The organism is Terracoccus sp. 273MFTsu3.1 (assembly GCF_000383675.1).
Lineage (GTDB): Bacteria > Actinomycetota > Actinomycetes > Actinomycetales > Dermatophilaceae > Terrabacter.
On record NZ_KB911821.1, the window covers coordinates 179,423 to 200,689 of the forward strand.

General features: G+C 71.3%; 20 protein-coding genes. 7 read left to right on the top strand and 13 right to left on the bottom strand.

Features of this window, described 5'->3' with window-relative positions:
- Window positions 1-3: 3 nt before the first annotated feature.
- From H283_RS0106455 to H283_RS0106465, 3 genes are read right to left on the bottom strand one after another with little or no spacing between them, the layout of a single operon-like run.
- Window positions 4-786, bottom strand: a complete 783-nt coding sequence (locus H283_RS0106455) for a TSUP family transporter (protein WP_020142699.1) — start codon at window positions 784-786, stop codon at window positions 4-6.
- Entirely contained in the window at window positions 783-1,529 is a 747-nt protein-coding gene (locus H283_RS0106460) for an HAD family hydrolase (protein WP_020142700.1), read from the bottom strand. Before H283_RS0106460 ends, H283_RS0106455 begins: the two co-directional genes overlap by 4 nt.
- Entirely contained in the window at window positions 1,526-3,304 is a 1,779-nt protein-coding gene (locus tag H283_RS0106465; protein ID WP_020142701.1) for a proline--tRNA ligase, read from the bottom strand. The genes H283_RS0106460 and H283_RS0106465 overlap by 4 nt, the downstream gene beginning before the upstream one ends.
- Window positions 3,305-3,747: 443 nt before the next feature.
- Here H283_RS0106465 and mmsA point away from each other — a divergent pair, with 443 nt between their 5' ends.
- The 5 genes from mmsA (at window position 3,748) to H283_RS0106490 (ending at window position 9,720) form a co-directional block, all read left to right on the top strand.
- Window positions 3,748-5,289, top strand: a complete 1,542-nt coding sequence (gene mmsA, locus H283_RS0106470; RefSeq protein WP_043648711.1) for a multiple monosaccharide ABC transporter ATP-binding protein — start codon at window positions 3,748-3,750, stop codon at window positions 5,287-5,289.
- Between the two features lie 65 nt (window positions 5,290-5,354).
- Window positions 5,355-6,653, top strand: coding sequence for a multiple monosaccharide ABC transporter permease (mmsB, locus tag H283_RS0106475; protein ID WP_020142703.1), 1,299 nt, complete (start codon window positions 5,355-5,357; stop codon window positions 6,651-6,653).
- A gap of 127 nt (window positions 6,654-6,780) precedes the next feature.
- On the top strand, window positions 6,781-7,884 hold the full coding sequence (locus H283_RS0106480) for a sugar-binding protein (RefSeq protein WP_020142704.1): 1,104 nt from the start codon (window positions 6,781-6,783) through the stop codon (window positions 7,882-7,884).
- A 114-nt stretch (window positions 7,885-7,998) separates the two neighbouring features.
- A complete protein-coding gene (locus H283_RS0106485; protein WP_020142705.1) occupies window positions 7,999-8,802 on the top strand; it encodes a methyltransferase domain-containing protein in 804 nt (267 codons plus the stop codon).
- 63 nt (window positions 8,803-8,865) lie between these two features.
- On the top strand, window positions 8,866-9,720 hold the full coding sequence (locus tag H283_RS0106490; RefSeq protein ID WP_020142706.1) for a GNAT family N-acetyltransferase: 855 nt from the start codon (window positions 8,866-8,868) through the stop codon (window positions 9,718-9,720).
- A gap of 4 nt (window positions 9,721-9,724) precedes the next feature.
- Here H283_RS0106490 and H283_RS0106495 read toward each other — a convergent pair whose 3' ends face one another.
- From H283_RS0106495 to H283_RS0106530, 8 genes are all read right to left on the bottom strand, one after another.
- The gene (locus H283_RS0106495; RefSeq protein WP_020142707.1) at window positions 9,725-10,135 is read right to left on the bottom strand and encodes a MauE/DoxX family redox-associated membrane protein; all 411 of its coding nucleotides are present in this window, start codon (window positions 10,133-10,135) and stop codon (window positions 9,725-9,727) included.
- Window positions 10,136-10,167: 32 nt separating this feature from the next.
- Window positions 10,168-11,013 carry a GNAT family N-acetyltransferase gene (locus H283_RS0106500; RefSeq protein WP_028785377.1) on the bottom strand — a complete coding sequence of 282 codons (846 nt, stop codon included), beginning with the start codon at window positions 11,011-11,013 and terminating at the stop codon, window positions 10,168-10,170.
- A 114-nt stretch (window positions 11,014-11,127) separates the two neighbouring features.
- Window positions 11,128-11,805: a hypothetical protein gene (locus H283_RS0106505; protein WP_020142709.1), complete on the bottom strand. Its 678-nt coding sequence runs from the start codon at window positions 11,803-11,805 to the stop codon at window positions 11,128-11,130.
- A 1-nt stretch (window position 11,806) separates the two neighbouring features.
- Window positions 11,807-12,967, bottom strand: coding sequence for a flavodoxin-dependent (E)-4-hydroxy-3-methylbut-2-enyl-diphosphate synthase (gene ispG, locus H283_RS0106510; RefSeq protein ID WP_026863740.1), 1,161 nt, complete (start codon window positions 12,965-12,967; stop codon window positions 11,807-11,809).
- A 128-nt stretch (window positions 12,968-13,095) separates the two neighbouring features.
- Complete coding sequence (locus H283_RS0106515; RefSeq protein WP_020142711.1) at window positions 13,096-14,442, bottom strand: RIP metalloprotease; 1,347 nt, start codon at window positions 14,440-14,442, stop codon at window positions 13,096-13,098.
- Window positions 14,443-14,529: 87 nt separating this feature from the next.
- Window positions 14,530-15,732 (bottom strand): 1-deoxy-D-xylulose-5-phosphate reductoisomerase, encoded by a 1,203-nt coding sequence (dxr, locus tag H283_RS0106520; protein ID WP_020142712.1) that lies wholly within the window; start codon window positions 15,730-15,732, stop codon window positions 14,530-14,532.
- 34 nt (window positions 15,733-15,766) lie between these two features.
- Window positions 15,767-16,288, bottom strand: a complete 522-nt coding sequence (locus tag H283_RS0106525; protein WP_020142713.1) for a pyridoxamine 5'-phosphate oxidase family protein — start codon at window positions 16,286-16,288, stop codon at window positions 15,767-15,769.
- A 65-nt stretch (window positions 16,289-16,353) separates the two neighbouring features.
- Window positions 16,354-17,673 carry a hypothetical protein gene (locus H283_RS0106530; protein WP_156023029.1) on the bottom strand — a complete coding sequence of 440 codons (1,320 nt, stop codon included), beginning with the start codon at window positions 17,671-17,673 and terminating at the stop codon, window positions 16,354-16,356.
- 74 nt (window positions 17,674-17,747) lie between these two features.
- Here H283_RS0106530 and H283_RS0106540 point away from each other — a divergent pair, with 74 nt between their 5' ends.
- On the top strand, window positions 17,748-18,224 hold the full coding sequence (locus H283_RS0106540; RefSeq protein ID WP_020142715.1) for a ribonuclease domain-containing protein: 477 nt from the start codon (window positions 17,748-17,750) through the stop codon (window positions 18,222-18,224).
- Entirely contained in the window at window positions 18,221-18,568 is a 348-nt protein-coding gene (locus H283_RS24255) for a barstar family protein (RefSeq protein ID WP_020142716.1), read from the top strand. Before H283_RS0106540 ends, H283_RS24255 begins: the two co-directional genes overlap by 4 nt.
- A 103-nt stretch (window positions 18,569-18,671) precedes the next feature.
- Here H283_RS24255 and H283_RS0106550 read toward each other — a convergent pair whose 3' ends face one another.
- Together H283_RS0106550 and H283_RS0106555 are read right to left on the bottom strand one after the other, a co-directional pair.
- Window positions 18,672-19,688, bottom strand: coding sequence for a DnaB-like helicase C-terminal domain-containing protein (locus tag H283_RS0106550; protein WP_020142717.1), 1,017 nt, complete (start codon window positions 19,686-19,688; stop codon window positions 18,672-18,674).
- Between the two features lie 85 nt (window positions 19,689-19,773).
- Window positions 19,774-21,243: an NAD-dependent succinate-semialdehyde dehydrogenase gene (locus H283_RS0106555; RefSeq protein ID WP_020142718.1), complete on the bottom strand. Its 1,470-nt coding sequence runs from the start codon at window positions 21,241-21,243 to the stop codon at window positions 19,774-19,776.
- Window positions 21,244-21,267: the final 24 nt, after the last annotated feature.

A 21,267-nucleotide genomic window follows, 5' to 3' on the forward strand; every position in this document is an offset into this window, starting at 1 on the left:
GCGTCAGGGCCACCAGCCGAGCAGGCTCCCGCCGATCTTGACGATGAAGGCGCTGACGACGAGGACGAAGACGACGCGCACGAAGCCGCTCCCCTTGGCCACCGCCGTGCGGGCCCCGACGTAGCCGCCGAGCAGGTTGGCCCCGGCGATGACGAACCCGACCTTGAAGATCACGAGACCCATCGGCAGGAAAACCGTCAGCGCCCCGAGGTTCGTCGCGAAGTTCGCGATCTTGGCCTTGGCGCTCGCCTCGAGGAAGTTGTAGCCGAGCAGGCCCACGAGGGCGAAGACGAGGAAGCTGCCCGTGCCCGGACCCAGCGCTCCGTCGTAGACCCCGATGCTGAAGCCGGTCAGCATCGCGAGCACGGTGTGCTTGGCGCCGTGGAAGCGGCGGATCGACTGCGTGCCGAGGTCCGGCTTGAAGAGCGTGTAGGCGCCGACGAGGACCAGGAGCACGAGGATGATCGGGTTGAAGGCCGACTTGGGGATGTGCAGCCCGATGAGCGCTCCGCCGATCGACCCGACGTAGGCGACGGCCGCCATCGGCAGCGCCGTGCGCAGGTCGGGGCGCACGCGCCGGTAGAAGGTGACCGAGCTCGTCGCCGTGCCGAAGATCGAGCCGAACTTGTTCGTCGCGAGCAGCTGCGCCGGGGACGCGCCGGGGAGGCCGATGAGCAGTGCCGGCAGCTGCACGAGGCCACCCCCGCCCACGACGGCGTCGATCCAGCCCGCGACGAACGCCGCGGCCCCGAGGAAGGCGAGGGTCGTGAGGGTCGGGTCGCTCACGCGTCCGCACCGTGGACGCGGGCGTTCCACGACTCGACGATGGTGAGCACGTCGCCGAGCTCGTGCGCCACGGCGTCGGGCGTCGCGTCGTGCGAGACCTGCTGGTCGAGCGGGATGCTCGAGTGCGGCACCCAGATGGCGCGCATGCCGACCTGCTGGGGACCGTGCACGTCCTCGTAGGACCGGTCGCCGACGTAGGCGCACTCAGCGGGCTCGACACCGGCCGCACGGGCGGCGTGGGCGAAGATCTCGGGCTGCGGCTTCACCCACGGGGTCTCGCTGGAATAGACGTCGACGTCGACGAGGTCGAGCACGCCGTCCCGCTCGAAGATCGACCGGTGGTAGTCGCGGTCCCACAGCGTGTTGGACAGCACGCCGACACGGATCCCCTTCTCGCGCAAGCCTTCCCACAGAGGGCGGATCTCCGGTGCCGTGATGGTGTGTGGCTCCCACAGGGCGCGGTATGCCGTGAGCGCCTCCTCGGCGCCCGGGTGGTCGTCCGTGACGCCGACCGACTCGAGCAGCTCGTGCAGACGTGCGCTGCCACACCCGCCGCGCCCGCGGCGCCACGCGGCGTCCTCGGCGGCGCAGATGGCCGCGACGAACGCGGCGTGCGCGTCGCCCGTGTGACCGAGCCCGGCGGCATACGCCCCCCACGTGGCGTGGAAGTCCACCTCGTGCCAGGGCGTGATGGTGCCGCCCCAGTCGAAGAGGACGGCCCGCACGGGCGGGACGGCCGTCACGAGCGCTCGACCTCCGCGGTGACCTCGGCGGTCAGGGCGGCGACGGCGTCGTCGACGGCGACCTCCCGGCGCTCGCCCGTGCGCCGGTCCTTGATCTCGACCGTGCCGTCGGCGAGGCCGCGACCGATGACGAGGATCGTCGGGATGCCGACGAGCTCGGAGTCCTTGAACTTCACGCCGGGGCTGACGCCCTTGCGGTCGTCGACGAGGACCGTGAGGCCCTGGATCTCGAGCTCGCGGGCGAGCTCCTCGGCCTTGACGAAGAGAACCTCGTCCTTGCCGGCGACGACGATGTGGACGTCGGCGGGCGCGAGCTCGCGCGGCCAGATGATGCCGGACTCGTCGTGGTTGCCCTCGACGACGCAGGCGACGGCCCGTGAGACGCCGACCCCGTAGGAGCCCATGACGACCGTGACGAGCTTGCCGTTCTGGTCGAGCACCTTGAGGTCGAGCGCCTCGGCGTACTTCGTGCCGAGCTGGAAGACGTGGCCCATCTCGATGCCGCGGGCCGTCGACAGCGTGTGGTCGCAGTTCGGGCAGGCGTCACCGGCGCGGACCTCGGCGGCCTCGATGATGCCGTCGGCCGTGAAGTCGCGGCCGGCGACGAGGTCGATGACGTGCTGGCCGGCGACGTTGGCACCAGTGACCCAGCGGCTGCCCTCGGCGATCCGGGGGTCGAGGAGGTAGCGGATGCCGGTCGTGCCCTCGAGCCCGAGCGCACCCGGGCCGATGTAGCCCTTGACGAGCGCCGGGTTGGCGGCGAAGTCGGCCTCGGTGAAGGCCTCCACCTCCGCCGGCTCGACCTGCGCGCCGAGGCGCTTCTCGTCGACCTCGCGGTCACCGGGGACGCCGATGGCGAGCGGCTCGCGGGTCCCGTCGGGCTGGACGAGCGTCACGACGACGTTCTTCAACGTGTCGCCCGCGGCCCACGGGCGGTCCTCGCGCGGGAAGCGCTCGTTGAGGTGCGCGACGAGCGTGTCGATGGTCGGGGTGTCGGGGGTGTCCTCGGCGTGCGCGGCGGGCACGCCGTCCCAGCCGACCGGGTCGGGGGTGGGCACGCGTACGGCCTCGACGTTGGCGGCGTAGCCGCAGCTCGTGCACCGCACGTAGGTGTCCTCGCCGACCTCGGCCGTCGCGAGGAACTCCTCACTCTTGCTGCCACCCATGGCGCCCGCCATCGCCTCGACGATGACGTAGTGGAAGCCGAGGCGGTCGAAGATGCGGACGTAGGCCTCACGGTGCAGCTGGTAGCTCTTCTCGAGACCTGCGGCGTCGACGTCGAAGGAGTAGCTGTCCTTCATGACGAACTCGCGGCCCCGCAGGACGCCGGCGCGCGGACGGGCCTCGTCGCGGTACTTCGTCTGGATCTGGTAGATCGAGAGCGGCAGGTCCTTGTAGGAGCTGTAGAGGTCCTTGACCGTGAGGGTGAACATCTCCTCGTGGGTCGGGCCGAGGAGGTGGTCGGCGCCCTTGCGGTCCTGGAGGCGGAAGATGTTGTCGCCGTACTCGGTCCAGCGACCGGTGGCCTCGAAGGGCTCCTTGGGCAGCAGGGCCGGGAAGAGCAGCTCCTGGGCGCCGATGGCGTCCATCTCCTCGCGGACGATCTTCTCGACGTTGCGGAGCACGCGCAGGCCGAGGGGCAGCCACGTGTAGACGCCGGGGCTGACCCGGCGCACGTAGCCGGCGCGGACGAGCAGCCGGTGGCTCGGGACCTCTGCGTCCGCCGGGTCCTCACGAAGGGTTCGCAGGAACAGGGACGACATGTGCAGGGCCACCGGGACTCCTCGAGTGGTGCAGGGTGCACGGCGCGGCGGGACCGGCGCGCGGGGTGCGGAACCCCGGCAGGATATCGGCCGCCCGTGATGTCCCGTTGGCCCGTGTCTTGTCCACTTCCCGTCCTGACCGGACAGGAACCGGTCACGGGCTTGACCGGCGAGTAGCCCCGCGTGTTCAGTGAGCCTGCCGGATCGGCAGGTGCGGTCGAACTCGTCCAGACATCGTGACGTCCTTGTGACAACACGACGGGGTGTTCGGCCACGCACGGGTGAACGGTGAGCAACAATCGGGGAGGGCGTTCGCGCCTCACGAAACACCACAAAGGAGTGTTGACGACCAGATGAGCGACCCCTCCATCCCGGCTCCTGGATCATCGGGTGCGGACCGCACCGGCGCCGCGGCCACCACCGCCGCGAACCCGCCCGGCAGCGTCATCCTCGAGATGCGGGACATCACCAAGGAGTTCCCCGGCGTCAAGGCGCTCTCGAACGTCTCCATGGCCGTCCGCCGCGGAGAGGTCCACGCGATCTGCGGGGAGAACGGCGCCGGCAAGTCGACCCTCATGAAGGTGCTCTCCGGGGTGCACCCCGCCGGCACCTACGACGGCGAGATCCACTTCGAGGGTCAGCTCTGCGAGTTCAACAACATCCGCGACAGCGAGCACGCCGGCATCGTCATCATCCACCAGGAGCTCGCGCTCATCCCGGAGATGTCGATCGCCGAGAACATCTTCCTCGGCAACGAGACGGCCAAGAGCGGCGTCATCAACTGGCTCTCGACCCGCGTCAAGGCGCGCGAGCTGCTCGCCCGCGTCGGCCTCGAGGAGGAGCCCGACACCAAGATCCGCGACATCGGCGTCGGCAAGCAGCAGCTCGTCGAGATCGCCAAGGCGCTGTCCAAGGACGTCAAGCTGCTCATCCTCGACGAGCCGACCGCCGCCCTCAACGAGGGCGACTCGCAGCACCTGCTCGACCTCATCGCGGGCCTGCGCTCCAAGGGCGTCACCTGCATCATGATCAGCCACAAGCTCAACGAGATCGAGCAGATCGCCGACTCCATCACCATCATCCGCGACGGCAAGTCGATCGAGACCCTCCGCGTCAAGGAGGACGGCGTCGACGAGAACCGCATCATCCGCGGCATGGTCGGCCGCGACCTCGAGTCGCGCTTCCCCGACCACACCCCCGACATCGGCGAGGTCTTCTTCGAGGTCCGGAACTGGACGGTGCGCCACCCGAGCGTCGCCGACCGCCTCGTCGCCAAGCACAGCGACTTCTTCGTCCGCCGCGGCGAGATCGTCGGTTTCGCCGGCCTCATGGGCGCCGGACGCACCGAGCTCATGCGCAGCCTCTTCGGTCGCTCCTACGGCACGTACGTCGACGGCACCATCCTCAAGGACGGCAAGGAGGTGCGGCTGCGGTCGGTCTCCGACGCCATCGACGCCGGCCTCGCCTACGTCACGGAGGACCGCAAGACGCTCGGTCTCAACCTCCTCGACGACATCAAGCGCACCACGGTCTCGGCACGGCTCTCGCGCATCACCCACGGCTTCGTCGTCGACGAGCGCGAGGAGTACAACTACGCCGAGTCCTACCGCAAGTCCTTGCGCACCAAGGCTCCCAACGTGGACGAAGGGGTCGCGAAGCTCTCGGGCGGCAACCAGCAGAAGGTCGTCCTCGCGAAGTGGCTCTTCACCGAGCCGGACCTGCTCATCCTCGACGAGCCCACGCGCGGCATCGACGTCGGCGCCAAGTTCGAGATCTACGGGATCATCCAGAGGATGGCCTCCGAGGGCAAGGGCGTCATCCTCGTCTCGTCCGAGCTCCCCGAGCTGATCGGCCTGTCCGACCGCATCTACACGATCGCCGAGGGCGCGGTCACCGGCGTGCTGTCCCGTGAGGAGGCCGACCAGGAGTCCCTGATGCGACTCATGACCCGGCGCACCCACGGGGGCTCCCAGGCGACCACGCGCGAGAGCGCCTGACCGGCGCCGAGACGCCGGACCCGACACCTCCCCCATCCACACCCGACACAGCCAGGACTGCACCCATGGACAAGGTCAAGAAGATCTTCGGTGGCGACACCCGTCAGCTCGGCATGATCTTCGCCCTCGTGGCGTTGATCATCTTCTTCCAGATCTGGACCGGCGGGCTGACGCTCACACCGGACAACGTCATCAACATCTTCCAGCAGAACTCCTACATCCTCGTGCTCGCCATCGGCATGGTGCTCGTCATCATCGCCGGCCACATCGACCTCTCCGTCGGCTCCGTCGCGGCGTTCGTCGGCATCTGCGTGGCCATCGCGATGCGTGACTGGAACCTCAGCTGGTGGATGGGCATCCTCCTCGGCCTCGCGATCGGCGCCCTCGTCGGCGCGTGGCACGGGATGTGGACCGCCTACGTCGGCATCCCGGCGTTCATCGTGACACTCTCGGGCATGCTCCTCTTCCGCGGCGCGAACCAGTACGTCGGCAAGTCCAACTCGGTGCCCGTCTCCGAGGACTTCCAGGTCATCGGCGGCGGATACCTCCCCGAGGTCGGTCCCAACACCGGCTACAACAACCTCACCGTCCTCATCGGCCTGCTGCTGGCCATCGGGATCGTCGTCGGCAGCCTCCGCAGCCGCCGCGCCCTCGTCAAGCTCGGCGCCGAGGTCGAGGAGGCGTGGGTCATGTGGGTGCGCCTCGGCCTCATCTGCGCCGCCATCATCGGGGCGACCCTGCTCTTCGGCTCCGGCCGGCCCGGCACGTCGTTCCCGATCGCCGGCATCATCCTCGCCGTCCTCGTCCTGGTCTACGGCTTCATCTCCAACCGCACGGTCATCGGCCGCCACATCTACGCCGTCGGCGGCAACCGGCACGCAGCCGAGCTCTCCGGTGTGAAGAGCAAGAAGGTCAACTTCCTCGTCATGATGAACATGTCGATCCTGGCGGCCCTCGCCGGCATGATCTTCGTGGCGCGCTCGACCGCCTCCGGCCCGTCCGACGGTGTCGGCTGGGAGCTCGACGCGATCGCGGCCGTCTTCATCGGTGGCGCCGCCGTCACCGGCGGAGTCGGCACCGTCGTCGGCTCCATCGTCGGAGGCCTCGTCATGGCCGTGCTCAACAACGGCCTGCAGCTGCAGGGCATCGGCGCCGACGCGACCCAGATGATCAAGGGCCTCGTCCTGCTCGTCGCCGTCGCCTTCGACGTCTACAACAAGTCGCAGGGCCGGGTCTCACTCCTCGGCATGCTGACCCGTGGCTTCCGGCGGGGCGGCACCGACGACGACTCCGCGGCGCCGCCGCCGCCCTCCGCGGCCACCGAGACGACTCCCGTCTCCGAGACCATCCGCCAGTCCAGCTGAGCCCCGGCTCGGCCCGACGAACACCCCAAGACCCACCCAAGCAACACCAAAGACCCGGTCAGGGCGCCCGCCCGCGACCGAGAGGGATCCGCGCTCCGCCCGGACGCGATGAGAGGAAAGAGAGCACATGCGTACCTTCACCAAGGTGCTGGGCGTCACGGCTGTGGCCGCCCTTGTTCTGACCGGTTGCGGTCGGAGCAGCGACACCGGCACGACGCCGGGCGCATCGAACGGCGGATCCGCTGCGGCGGGCTTCCCCGCCAACGCCGTCATCGGCGTCGCCCTGCCGCAGAAGACCTCCGAGAACTGGGTGCTCGCCGAGCAGCTGTTCAAGGACGGCCTGTCCGCCGCCGGCTTCCAGGGCGACGTCCAGTTCGCCAACGGCGGCGTGTCGGAGCAGCAGAACCAGATCTCGGCCATGGTCACCAAGGGCGCCAAGGTCATCGTCGTCGGCGCCATCGACGGCTCGCAGCTGGGCACCCAGCTCAAGGCCGCCAAGGACGCCGGCGCCATGGTCATCGCGTACGACCGTCTCGTGAAGAACACGCCCGCGGTCGACTACTACGTGGCCTACGACAACTTCAAGGTCGGCGAGCTGCAGGGCCAGGCCCTGCTCGACGGCATGGCCAAGAAGAAGCCGAACGGCCCGTACAACATCGAGCTCTTCGCCGGATCGCCCGACGACGCGAACGCCCAGGTCTTCTTCGACGGCGCCATGAAGGTGCTCAAGCCGAAGATCGACGACGGCACGCTCAAGGTCACGTCCGGCCAGAAGGACTTCAACCAGGTCGTCACCCAGGGCTGGAAGGCCGAGAACGCCCAGAAGCGCATGGACACGCTCCTCGCGGCCAACTACACGAGCGCTGCGCTCGACGGCGTCCTGTCGCCCAACGACACGCTGGCCCGCGCGATCATCACGTCGGTCAAGGCGGCCGGCAAGCCCGTGCCGATCGTGACCGGCCAGGACTCCGAGGTCGAGTCGGTCAAGTCGATCATGGCGGGTGAGCAGTACTCCACGATCAACAAGGACACCCGCAACCTCGTCAAGGAGACCATCGCCATGGTCTCCGCCCTCCAGAAGGGCCAGGCCCCGACGGTCAACGACACCAAGTCCTACAACAACGGTGTCAAGGTCGTCCCGGCCAACCTGCTCCCCCCGGTCATCGTGACCAAGGAGAACGCAGCCGAGGCCTACGCGAACGACCCGACGCTGGCCCCGCTCACCAAGTGAGCTGAGACCACCCGGTCACCGCACTCGGTGGAGGCCCGCCCCTTTCCAGGGGCGGGCCTTCGTCGTGCGTGGACGACCCCACCTCGCGCCGGGGACGAGGCGTAGCGTCGCGCCATGGCGGACGTCTACCTCCACGGTCACCACGCGAGCGTCCTCGCGTCGCACGGCGCGCGCACCGCCGCCGACTCGGCGGCCTACCTGCTCCCCCACCTGCACGACGGCCTGCAGGTCCTCGACGTCGGCTGCGGGCCCGGCACGATCACCCTCGACCTCGCCGGGGCCGTCGGCCCGTCGGGCGTGGTCGTCGGGATCGAGAACGTCGACGGTCCCCTCGAGCAGGCCCGCCGCCACGCGGCAGCGCGTGGCGACGAGCGCACCCGCTTCGAGCGCGCCGACGTCATGGCCCTTCCGTATGCCGCCGCGTCCTTCGACGTCGTCCACGCGCACCAGGTGCTCCAGCACCTCACCGATCCCGTGGGAGCGCTGCGCGAGATGGCTCGGGTCGCACGCCCCGGGGGCATCGTCGCGGTGCGCGACGTCGACTACGCCTCGATGGTGTGGCACCCGGCATCGCCGGGAATGACCCGCTGGCTCGACCTCTACCGCCACCTCGCACGACTCAACCACGCCGAGCCGGACGCCGGCCGCCACCTCGTCGCCTGGGCGCACGCCGCCGGCCTCACCCGGCTCACCCCGTCGGCGTCGCTGTGGACGTACGCGACGCCGGAGCAGTGCGCGTGGTGGGGCGGCACGTGGGCGCGTCGCACCCTCGAGTCGACGTTCGCGACCCAGGCGCTGGGGCGCGGGCTCACGACGGACGACGAGCTCGCGAGGATCAGCGCCGCCTGGCAGGCCTGGTCGACCCACCCCGACGCGTGGTTCGCGATGACCCACGCCGAGGTCATCGCCCACGTCTGACGGCCCCGCACGCGGCACGGAAACGGGCTCGCGACGGGCCGTCTCCTGCGCGAGAGTTGCCGTATGCCGCGCCCCACCAGGACGTTCACGCTCGTCACCGACCCCGCCGAGGCACAGGCGTGGTTCGCCGACCTCGTGTCGCGCGAGCCCGAGGCGCTCAGCGTCGTCGCGAGTGTGACGGAGGGTCTCGTCGTCGACCGGAACCGCTACCGCGGGCCCCGCTGGTGGGCGACCACCGACGGGTCGGGTGAGGTCGTCGGAGCGTTCATGCACACGCCTCCCCATCCGCTGCACATCGCGCTCGCCAGCGCCGACGAGGCCCGCGACCTCGCAGCCCTGCTCGTGGCCCAGCGCGACGTGCTGCCCGGCGTCGGCGGCCAGCGTGGCCCGGCCGAGGCCTTCGCCACGGAGTGGGTCGCGCGCACGGGAGCGACGTCGCGGGTCGCCATGGAGGTGGGCCGCTTCGACCTGCCGACCCGGCCGCACGTGCCCTTCCAGGTGAGCGGCTCCTTCCGGCTCGCGACGGAGGCCGACACCGCCCTCGTCGACGACTGGCACCAGCGGTTCGTCGAGGCGATCGACGGCGTGGCACGGGTCGTCCCGTCGCTCGACCGGCACGTCGCCTCCGGACGGGTCGGGCTCTGGGAGGACGCCGGGCGCGCGGTGTCGATGGCGTACGCCTCCACGGCCAACGGCGGAGTCACCCGGATCTCGGGGGTGTGGACCCCGCCGGACCTGCGCGGGCGCGGCTACGCGAGTGGAGTCGTCGCGGCGCTCAGCGCCGATCGCCTCGACGCGGGCGAGAGCTGCATGCTCTACACCGACCTCGCCAACCCGACGTCGAACGCCATCTACACGGCGATGGGGTATCGCCGCGTCGGTGACAGCATCAGCATCGCGTTCGGCGCGCGGGTCTGACGCCTCAGCGCATCACTCCCCCGGCGCGCAGCGCCGTGCGGATCATCGGCCACTGGAGCGGAAGCCGCGCGACGGTCGCGGCGAGGTAGCCCTGCCGCTTCGCGTCGTCCGGCTTCCGGTCGAGGCGACGCTTGGCCTGGCCCGTCATCGTGACGTTCGCCGGGAAGACCGCGACGAGAAGGGCCGCTGACGCGAGACCGGCCGCGCGACGCGTGCGAGGGATGAACAGCCCCACGGCACAAGCGATCTCGAGCGCGCCCGAGGCATACACGAGTGCGCGGCGTGACGGAAGCTGCCTCGGCACCATCGCCTCGAAGGGCTCGGGCTTGACGAAGTGCATCGTGCCCGAGGTGAGGAAGAGACCGGCGAGGGCGATGGCGTCCTTGCCGAGCGGGGCGTTCGTCGCGGTCTTCATGAGCCCCACCCTAGGCCGGGCTCTCGAGGACGCTAGAGCAGCACCGTCGTGAACGACCCGACCTCGCGGAAACCGCAGCGTTCGTACGTCGCTCGGGCCGCGACGTTGAAGTCGTTGACGTAGAGCGACACCTCGTCGGCCAGGCCCGACAGCACCTGCTCGACGACGCTCGCCATGGCGGGCACCGAGAGACCCTGTCCGCGCAGTCGAGGGTGGAGCCAGACCCCCTGGACCTGGGCGCAGCCGAGGGCGAGCGAACCGACGTCGGCCTTGAAGACGACCTCGCCGTCCTCGATCTTGACGAAGGTGTGGCCGGCGCGGACCAACGCGGCGATGCTCGCCCGGTAGCCGCGGTCGGAGCCGAAGTAGGGCGGGTAGCCGATCTCCTCGGTGAACATGTGCGCCGCGGCGGGCAGGACGAGGTCGACCTCGTCCATCCGGGCCGGGCGCACTCCCGGATCGAGGCTCAGGCCGAGCGTCGAGGGACGCGTGCGCGTCGTCAGCAACGGCTGGTGGGTGCGGATCGCGCGAACGGGTCCCCACGTGGGGCCGAGCCGGTCCCACAGGCCGACGACCTGCCCGCTCGGGCCGAAGATCGAGGCGCACTGACGACGCATCCTGCTGATCCGCGACGCGACGGCCGCGACGCCGTCGTCGTCGAGCTCCACCGGCACGACGTTGGCGCTGACCCAGGCGAGGCCGCGCAGCTCACCGTCACCCCAGTGCCCGAGGAGCGCGCCCGGGGACGTGCGCAGCGATCCCTCGACGATGCGGGCGGCGACGAAGGCGTTGGCCACCCGGTCACGCGCGCACACCTCGAGCGCGGCGTCGTGGTCGGCCACCGACAGCGGTCGCACAGGGAGGCGTTGGCGGAGCACCACCCAAGAGTGCCCGTCTGCGGCCCGGGTGTCACCCCGGCGCGCCTCACGAACGCGTCACGACCACCGTGACGGGCGGCTCCCGGCAGCCCCTCAGCCGCTCAGGGCGAGGTCTCAGCGTGGCGAGACGAGGACGGGCCGCTCGAGGTCGGTGTTGTCCAGCACCCACGTCGCACGGGCCCGGGGGTCGGCAGCCGCGAGGTAGAGGCGCTGGCCCTCGACGTAGCGGCGGTTCGACGCCGCCTCCGGGTCGGGGTCGTGTCCGTCCCCGAAGCGGGCGTTGCCGCGGGGCACCGAGACGGCGAAGGGCACCTCGACCCACACCGCGGCGTCCCAGACGTCGGCGAGCTCCGGCCGCTGGAGGAAGATCCCGTCGACGAGCAGCACCGTGGCGGGCCTGACTGCGACGGGGGCGGGCCGCACCGGCTCGTCGGCCTCGACGTCGTTGACGGCCGGGGTCACCGGTTCGCCGCCACGGAAGGGCTCGACGACGGCGCGCCGGAACGCGTCGTAGTCGTATGAGTCCTCGTAGAAGGTCTCCGGCCCGCGACCCCGCGCGATGCGCTCGGCCCGGGGGCGGTGGAATCCGTCGATGGAGACGCGCAGCACGTCGCGCGCGGCGTCGAGTCCGCCGATCACCTCAGCGAGCTGGTCGGCGAGGACCGTCTTGCCGGCACCGTCGAAACCGTCGACCGCCACGGCGACGCGCTCACCGGGGCGCAGCGCGACGACACGCTCGGCGAGGTCGCGCAGGACGGCATACCGCTCGGTCGAGCGGACGGGCCCGCGCACCTCAGCTGACGGTGACGCTCGGGGCCCCGGCCGACTCCTCGTCGACCGGCTCGCCCATCTCCTCGGCGAGGCGCATGGCCTCCTCGATGAGCGTCTCGACGATCTGCGCCTCGGGGACGGTCTTGATGACCTCGCCCTTGACGAAGATCTGGCCCTTGCCGTTGCCGGAGGCGACCCCGAGGTCGGCCTCGCGGGCCTCCCCCGGGCCGTTGACGACGCAGCCCATGACGGCGACGCGCAACGGGACCGTCATGCCCTCGAGGCCGGCGGTGACCTGGTCGGCGAGCGTGTAGACGTCGACCTGGGCGCGGCCGCACGACGGGCACGAGACGATCTCGAGCTTGCGCGGGCGCAGGTTGAGGCTCTGGAGGATCTGGATGCCGACCTTGACCTCCTCGACCGGCGGGGCCGAGAGCGAGACGCGGATCGTGTCGCCGATGCCCCGCGAGAGGAGGGCGCCGAAGGCCGTCGCCGACTTGATCGTGCCCTGGAACGCGGGGCCGGCCTCGGTGACGCCGAGGTGGAGGGGCCAGTCGCCGCGCTCGGCGAGCAGCTCGTAGGCGCGCACCATGATGACCGGGTCGTTGTGCTTGACCGAGATCTTGAAGTCGTGGAAGTCGTGCTCCTCGAACAGGCTCGCCTCCCAGACCGCCGACTCGACGAGCGCCTCGGGCGTCGCCTTGCCGTACTTCTCCATGATCCGCTTGTCGAGGCTGCCCGCGTTGACGCCGATGCGGATGGAGACGCCGGCGTCCTTGGCCGCCCTGGCGATCTCCTTGACCTGGTCGTCGAACTGGCGGATGTTGCCGGGGTTGACGCGCACGGCCGCACAGCCGGCGTCGATGGCTGCGTAGACGTACTTCGGCTGGAAGTGGATGTCGGCGATGACCGGGATCTGGCTCTTGCGCGCGATGGCCGGCAGTGCGTCGGCGTCGTCCTGGCTCGGGCAGGCCACCCGCACGATGTCGCAGCCCGAGGCGGTGAGCTCGGCGATCTGCTGGAGGGTCGCGTTGATGTCGGTCGTCGGCGTCGTCGTCATCGACTGCACCGAGACCGGGAAGTCGCTCCCGACACCGACCTTGCCGACCTGGATCTGGCGGGTCTGTCGCCGCGGGGCGAGGACCGGCGGGGGCAGGGGCGGCATACCGAGGGAGACGCTCATGGCGCCATTATGTCGCGCCACGCCGAGGCGGGAGCCGGGGAGGTGACGCGACCGGGCGCGCGGGGCCCGAGCAGACCGTCCCGTATGGCGTCCGGCGCACTCGCACGGGCCCGGCATCCGCGGCCGGCTCAGCCGAAGAGCTTGATCGGCTTGACGATGTCGGCGTAGATGAGCAGCACCGACATGGTGATGAGCACGAGGCTCATGCCGTAGGCGATGGGCAGCCCCTTGGCGACGTCGACGAAGCCGGGGTCGGGACGGTGGCGCAGTCGCGCCCAACCCCGCTTGATCGCCTCCCAGACGGCCCCGGCGACGTGACCTCCGTCAAGCGGCAGCAGCGGCACGAGGTTGAAGACGAAGAGCGCGAGGTTGAGCGAGGCGATGAGCAGGATCAGCTGGGCCAGCTTGACCCAGTTGCCGCCCTCGTCGGCCGGGATGTCGAGCGCCGCGACCTCGCCGCCGATGCGCCCAACGCCGACGACCGAGATGGGTCCGTTGGGATCGCGCTCCTGGGTGCCGAAGGCGGCCTGGACGACACCCGTCATCTTCTCGGGGATCTTGACGATGATCGAGGCGGTGTCGACGAGGCGGTCCCAGACGAAGCCCGGCGCCTGGGCGATCGGGGTGCGGACGAGCTCCTGGCCGGGCGTGATGCCCGCGAAGCCCATCGAGGCGAGGACGGGCTTGCCGTCCTTGGCGACGGGGTTGCCCTGGTCGTCGTAGGTGGCGCGCTCGAGGACGGCGGGCGTGATCGCGATCGTGACCTGCTGACCGCCGCGCTCGACGACCCACGCCATCGTGGCGCCCTTGCTGTCGCGGATGGCAGCGGTGACCTGGTCCCACGTGCTGACCTGCTTGCCGTCGACGGAGAGGATGCGGTCGCGCTCCTGCAGGCCCGCGGCCTTGGCCGGCGCGACGGGGTCGCCCGGCTTGCACGCCGGCTGCGGCACCTGCAGCGTCGGGGCCGTGGTCGGCACGCACGCCGAGAGCAGCCCGACCTTGGGGGCCACCTGCGGCAGGCCGTAGAGCGTGATGACGCCGGTGATGAGGACGAACGCGATGATGAGGTTCATGACCGGCCCGCCGAGCATGATGACGATCTTCTTGCCGGGGCTCAGCTTGTAGAAGACGCGATCCTCGTCGCCGGGCTTGACCTCCTCCATCGAGTCGGCCCGGGCCTGGTCGACCATCTGGCTGAACCGGCCGGTCGAGAGGGTGCGCAGCTCACCGGGCTTGTCGCCGGGGCGGGGCGGGAGCATGCCGATCATCCGGACGTAGCCGCCGAGCGGGATGGCCTTGATGCCGTACTCGGTCTCGCCGCGCTTGCGTGACCAGACCGTCGGGCCGAAACCGACCATGTACTGGGTCACCTTGACCCCGAACTTCTTGGCCGGCACGAGGTGGCCGATCTCGTGCAGCGCGATGCTGAGCGCCACGCCGACGACGACGACCAGGACCCCTAGGAAGAACAGCACCCATCCATTGTCACATCGACTCCCTGTGATTCATGCGTCGACGGGTTCACCGGTCACCGGTGACCGGGACACCGCGGGACCCTTGGCCTACCCGGTGATGGAGCGGCGGGCGGCGGCGCGTGCCCAGGTGTCGGCGCCGAGGACGTCGTCGAGCGTGAGGTCGGTGACCCCGGAGGCCGGCTCGGCGGCATACTCGTCCACGACGTGCGCGACGGTGTCGACGATGTCGACGAAGCCGATGCGGCCCTCGTGGAAGGCGTCGACGGCGATCTCGTTGGCGGCGTTGTAGACGGCCGGCCACGTGCCCCCGGCCTCCCCCACGCGGCGGGCGAGGGCGACGGCCGGGAAGGCCTCGTCGTCGAGCGGCTCGAACTCCCACGACTGTGCCTGCGTCCAGTCGACGGGGACGTCGGCGTCGGCGATGCGCTCGGGCCAGGACATCCCGAGGGCGATCGGCACGAGCATCCGCGGCGGACCGGCCTGCGCGATCGTCGAGCCGTCGACGAACTCGACCATCGAGTGGATCATCTGCTGCGGGTGGACGACGACGTCGATGCGCTCGAAGGGGATGTCGAAGAGCAGGTGGGCCTCGATGACCTCGAGCCCCTTGTTGACGAGCGTGGCGGAGTTCGTCGTGATGACGCGACCCATCGAGAAGTTCGGGTGCGCGAGGGCCTGCTCCGGCGTGACGTCCGCGAGCTCGGCGCGCGAGCGGCCGCGGAACGGGCCACCGCTGGCGGTGACGACGAGCCGACGCACCTCGTCGGCGCCGCCGCCGCGCAGGCACTGGGCGATCGCCGAGTGCTCGCTGTCGACGGGCACGATCTGCCCCGGGGCCGCGAGCGCCTTGACGAGGGGGCCGCCGATGATGAGCGACTCCTTGTTGGCGAGCGCGAGCGTCGTGCCGGCGCGCAACGCGGCGAGGGTGGGCTCGAGGCCGATGGCCCCGGTGATGCCGTTGACGACGACGTCGGCCTCGCGCGCGGCGAGGGCTGTGCTCGCCTCAGGGCCGACGAGCAGCTCGGGGTCGTATGCCGTCACGCCGGCCGCGTCGCACGCGCGCGCGAGTGCTGTGGCGAGCTCGTCCTGCGTCCCGCTCGCCACGGCCACGACGGGCACCCGGAGCCCAACGGCCTGCTCGGCGAGCAGGTCGAGGTTGGAGCCCGCGGAGAGACCGACGACCTCGAAGCGGTCGCGGTTGCGCCGGACGAGGTCGATGGCCTGCGTGCCGATCGAGCCGGTCGAGCCGAGCAGGACGATGCGGCGGGGACGCGAGGGCGTGTCAGTCACCCCGGCATTCTCGCGCAGGCCCCGGTGTGGCGCGTCAGTCGGTCACCCCCCTGGCCCGGAGCAGCTCGTCGCGCTTGAAGGCGTAGGCGACGGCCCACGTCATGCGCAGGCGGTACATCCGGATGTCGTCGCCCCACGACCACGGGCTGCTGCCGTAGTGCGAGGTCCAGTGGGCCTCGACCTCGTCGCGCTCCGGTCCGGGGGCCATGAGGTCGGCGTAGCCGTGGCTGAAGAGGGCGAGGTCCTCCCCGTCCACATGGGCGACGCTGACCGCCGGGCGCGTCTCGAGGTGTTTCGCCTTGGCCGACGAGCCGGCGGTGCTGAAGGTCCACGTGCCGTGGAGGAAATGGCCGTCGAGGGCGCTGATGCGCGGCTCCCCCGCCGCCGTGACGGTGGCCACGGAGAGCACCTTCATGCCGGTCAGCAGCGCGACGAGCTGCTCGGCGGTGAGGGTGCGGTCGTCGTTGATGATGCTGCGCAGGTGACCCGTCGCCCCGGCGTGCGAGGCGTCGAGCAGGCCCTGGAGCGCGGCTGTCTCCTCAGGTGTCTCGAGCATCCTCCGACGCTAGCGCCGAGCACCGACGACGGACCTGACCGTCCTTGCTGTCCGGGAGCTCGACCTCACCACCACGTGGCCTCGCTCGCGGCGTAGAAGCCGTCGTCGGTCCACATCCGCCACGGCCCGACGTCGTAGCCGGCGGCGGGCGCCGCGACGTGGGGCGGCGGGAGCAGGACGCTCGACGGCACCGACGTGCGGGCGGCCACGGCGGGCGAGGCGCCCGCCACGGCGCCCGGTGCCGACGCCCCGGGGTTCACGGGCGGCGGCGCGTGCCCCGTCGGCGCGCCCGACGGAGGCGGTAGGTCCGGCGCCTGTCCCGGCGGCAGGAAGCCGGTGCTCGGGTCACGCTGCGGGACGACGCCGGCCTCGGCGAGGTTCTTGACGACGGCGAGACGGGTGGCCATGAGCGCGGCGATCCCGGAGCCGTCGACGACGCGACCGGGCCCGGCGGGGAGCCAGCCCGTGAAGGTCTCGGTGAGACGGGCGCCGAGCTGGCACGGCTCGACCGTCGTGACGACATCGGCCTCGTGGGAGGAGGTGAGGTCCCGCTCGACGGTCCGGCCGGGCTCCGACGAACCGACGACGAGCGAGACCGAGCCGGCCCGACGCCCGTCGTCGTGGCGGTGGACCGCGAGCACGTGCTCGCGTCCGGGCTCGTCGGCGAGCTCGAGGCGAACGAGCTGCTCGAGCGAGGGCTTGAGCAGCTGCTCGGACGACGGCTGCTCGAGCAGCTCGCGAAGTCGGTCCGGGGCGACGGCGATCTCGATCGAGGCCGTCTCGTGCACGGGCATGACCCCCGGACCGCCGGCCGTGGCGACGCCGTGTCCGACGAAGCCGCTCGCCATCGCCTCCTCCACCGGCCCGTCGGACGTCGGGTCCGCCGTCCGGCCACGCGGCGTCCCGTCGACGTCCGCCTTGAGCCCGAGCAGCGCCCGCGCCATCCAGGCCCGGGCGAACTCCGCCACGGGGTCGGTGGGCGCGAGCCCGTCGAGCCGCTGGGCGACGACGCAGCCGCTGTCGAGCGGCTCGACCGTCGTCGTCAGGGTGAGCGCCGTCGCGCCGTCGGCCGACCGGGACACGACCTGGACCCCGTGCTCGACGGCGACGACCGTGCTGAGCCCGACCCAGAGCCGGCCGTTGGACCGCCTCCACACCCCGGCGAACTCGGGCAGCCCGGCCGGGCCCGGGGCGCGGAGGGCGACGACCCGCACGCAGTCGACGCCGAGCTCGGCCCCCGGCCCGGGTGCGACGAGATGCGGCCAGACCTGCTCGGGCGGGCGCTCGATGAAGACCCGGTGGCCGACGTCGCGCGCGACCACCGCCGGTGGCGGCTCGTCACGGCGACCGCCCCGCTCACCGAAGAGGCCGCGCAGAAGGCTCACGAGCGGCAGTCTCCCGCAGCGGCGCGGCGCCGTCAGAGGATTGGTGCCTTTGCCTCCTCGGGCATGATGGCGACGTGAAGACGCTCGGCTCGCGCCAGGTCCTCCTCGGCGTGCTCGCCGTGGCCCTCGTCGTGCTGGCGTGGGTCGTCGTGCGCGCCGCACAGGGGCCCGCCACACCCGCCGGACCCTCGGCGAGGGACACGACGGCGAGCGGGCCCTCGGTGAGCGGCAGCGAGACGGCCGGCGACACCGACCCCGTGTCGGGGCTGCCCTGGGTCGACGAGTCCGCCCTGCCCCAGCAGGCCCGCGAGATCCTCGCCCTGATCCGCGCCGGCGGCCCCTTCCCCTACCCCCGCAGCGACAACAGGACCTTCTCCAACCGCGAGCGGATCCTGCCGCCGCGGGCGAGCGGCTACTACCGCGAATTCACGGTCATGACACCGGGATCCGCCGACCGCGGGGCCCGGCGCATCATCACCGGGAGCAGTGGCGAGCGATACTGGACCGACGACCACTACGCGTCGTTCAGCCGGATCAGGGAGGGCACGTGACGACGTTCCTGGGTCGGCACTGCGAGGCCGACGACCACATCGCGCAGCTCGTCTGGCTCGGGCACGACGTGCGCGTCGTCTCGGGCGGGGACGACAGGGCCGGCGTGCTCGACGCCTTCGCGTCGGGGCTCGAGCTGCCCGACTGGTTCGGGCACAACTGGGACGCCCTCCTCGACGCGCTGCGCGACCTCGACGGCGTCCGCGGCGTGCCGATCGAGCTCGTCTGGGACCACGCGGCCACCCTCCGCGAGCGTGACCGCGGGGCCTACGACACCGTCGTCGAGATCCTCGAGCAGGTCGCCGACGAGCGCGACGACCTCCACGTCACCGTCATCACCCGCTAGCCGACGGGCCGGCCGGGCTCCCGTATGCCGGCACGCCACCCCGCGCGCGACGGCGCGGGCGCGCGGACGCCACGGGACGGCATACGCCATCGTGTGGGACGGCTCAGGAGACGAAGACCCGGTCGTCGATGAGCCGCTCGGTGACCTCCTGGCCCTCCGTGTGGAAGCGGCCGTGCTCGAAGTCCTTGGCGAACTCGAGCTCGACGTGGGCCTTGCCGTGGCGGTTCTTCTCGACGCTGACGACCGACCAGCCACGGAAGCGCTGGATGTTGCCGAGGTTGTAGACGAGGTGCTCGCGCGAGACGACGTCGACCTTGTCGTTGACGATGAGGACGACGTCGGCCTCGAAGGCCAGCGCCGACGACCCACGCAGGTCGTGGGTGCGCATCCGGTGGCCGGAGGCGAGCGCCGCCTTGTCGGCCGCCGAGATGGCGACGACCGGCACCCTCGCGGACAAGGCGAGGTCCTTGAGCCCCTCGGCCACCGCGGTGATGCGCTCGTCCTCGTCGGCGCGGTCGGCAGGCACCTTCTGGATGTAGTCGAGCAGCACGAAGGGCGCCTGGCCGGTGGCCTCCGTGACGCGGTCGACCGTCTCGCCGACGGCGGCCAGCGTCGTCGTCGCGCCGGACGACTCGTGGATCTGGAGACGGTCACCGTAGCTGCCGAGCGCCGCGAGGGCCCGGTGGCCGCCGGGCAGGCTGCCGAGGACGGTGTCGAGCGAGCCGCCGTGGTCGGCCGTCTCGAGCGCGCGCCGCACGTCGATGACCCCGGCCACCTCGCCCGGGTCGCCCTCGGCGGCCTCCATCGAGATGAGCCGTTCGAGCAGCGTGTGGCTCTCGTGCTCGTAGGACAGGACGAGAGCGCTGGCTCCGGCGGCGACGACGTTGCGGGCCAGCTGGAGGCCGATCGTCGTCTTGCCGTGGCCGGCCGGGCCCCCGAGCAGGACGAGCTCACCGGAGCGCAGGCCACCGGTCAGGACGGCGTCGAGCGCCGGGAAGCCGGTGGCCCAGACGCGCGCACCGGCCGGCGACCCGCGTCGCAGGACGTCGTCGGTCTCGCTGAGCAGGGCGCCGAGCGGGCGCAGGGATCCCGCGTCGCGGGGGCCGGCTGGTGTCACCATGCGCAGATTGCACCACAGGGCGACCGCGCGCCGGGCCGGTTCGGTGAATGTCCCGGGGCGCGAGGGCCGCTGGCCGAGCGGTCTGTCAGAGGGCGATGCCGACGTACTTCGTCTCGAGGTACTCGTCGATGCCCTCGAAGCCGCCCTCACGCCCGACGCCGGACGCCTTGACGCCGCCGAAGGGGGCCGCCGGGTTGGAGACGATGCCCTGGTTGACGCCGACCATGCCGTACTCGAGCGCCTCGCTCATCGTGATGGCTCGCGAGAGGTCCTGGGTGAAGAGGTAGGCGACGAGGCCGTACTCGGTGTCGTTGGCGAGGCGGATGGCCTCGGCGTCGGTGCGGAAGGTCGTGACCGGCGCGACCGGTCCGAAGATCTCCTCGCGGGCCATGTCGGCGTCGGTCGGCACGTCGGCGAGGACGGTCGGGCTGTAGAACCAGCCGGCGCCCTTCGGTGCCGAGCCGCCCACGAGGACCTTCGCGCCCTTGGCGACGGCGTCGTCGACGAGCGCCGACACCTTGTCGCGGGCCTTCTCGTCGACGAGGGGGCCGACGTCGACGCCCTTCTTCGTGCCCTTGCCGAGCGTCAGCGCGCCCATCCGGCGGGCCAGCCTGGCGCTGAACTCGTCGGCGAGCGACTCGTGGACGTAGAAGCGGTTGGCCGCGGTGCACGCCTCGCCCATGTTGCGCATCTTGGCGAGCATCGCGCCGTCGACGGCTCGGTCGAGGTCGGCGTCCTCGAAGACGAGGAACGGGGCGTTGCCGCCGAGCTCCATCGAGACCCGCAGGATGCCTTGCGACGCCTGCTCCATGAGCGAACGCCCCACGGGCGTCGAGCCCGTGAAGGTCAGCTTGCGCAGGCGCGGGTCGCGGATGAGCGGCTCCATGACGTCGCCCGTCGTCGCGTGCGTCGTCATGACGACGTTGAGGACGCCGTCGGGCAGCCCGCACTCGCGGAGCAGCTCGGCCAGGGCGAGCATCGTCAGCGGTGTCTGGCTGGCCGGCTTGACGACCATGGTGCAGCCGGCCGCGATGGCCGGGCCGATCTTGCGGGTGCCCATCGCCAGCGGGAAGTTCCACGGCGTGATCATCAGGGTCGGGCCGACGGGCTGCTTCATCGTCATGAGCCGGGTCGCGCCGTTGGGGGCCGTCGACCAGCGACCCGAGATGCGCACGGCCTCCTCGGAGAACCAGCGGAAGAACTCGGCGCCGTAGGCGACCTCACCACGGCTCTCGGCGAGCGTCTTGCCCATCTCGAGGGTCATGAGCATCGCGAACTCCTCCGCGCGCTCGGTGATTTTCTCGTATGCCGCCCGCAGCAGCTCGCCGCGGTCGCGCGGCGCCGTGCGGGCCCAGTCGGCCTGCGCCGCCACGGCGGCGTCGAGGGCGGCCCGGCCGTCGGCGACCGAGGCCGCCGCGACGTGGGTCAGCACCCGGCCGCTCGACGGGTCGTCGACCGCGATGGTCTGGCCGTCGCTGCCGTCGCGCCACTGCCCGCCGATGAGCAGGCCCTTGGGCACCGCGTCGATCACTGACTTCTGCGTCACCGCTGCCATGCCTGAACCCTAGTCCTCGTTGGT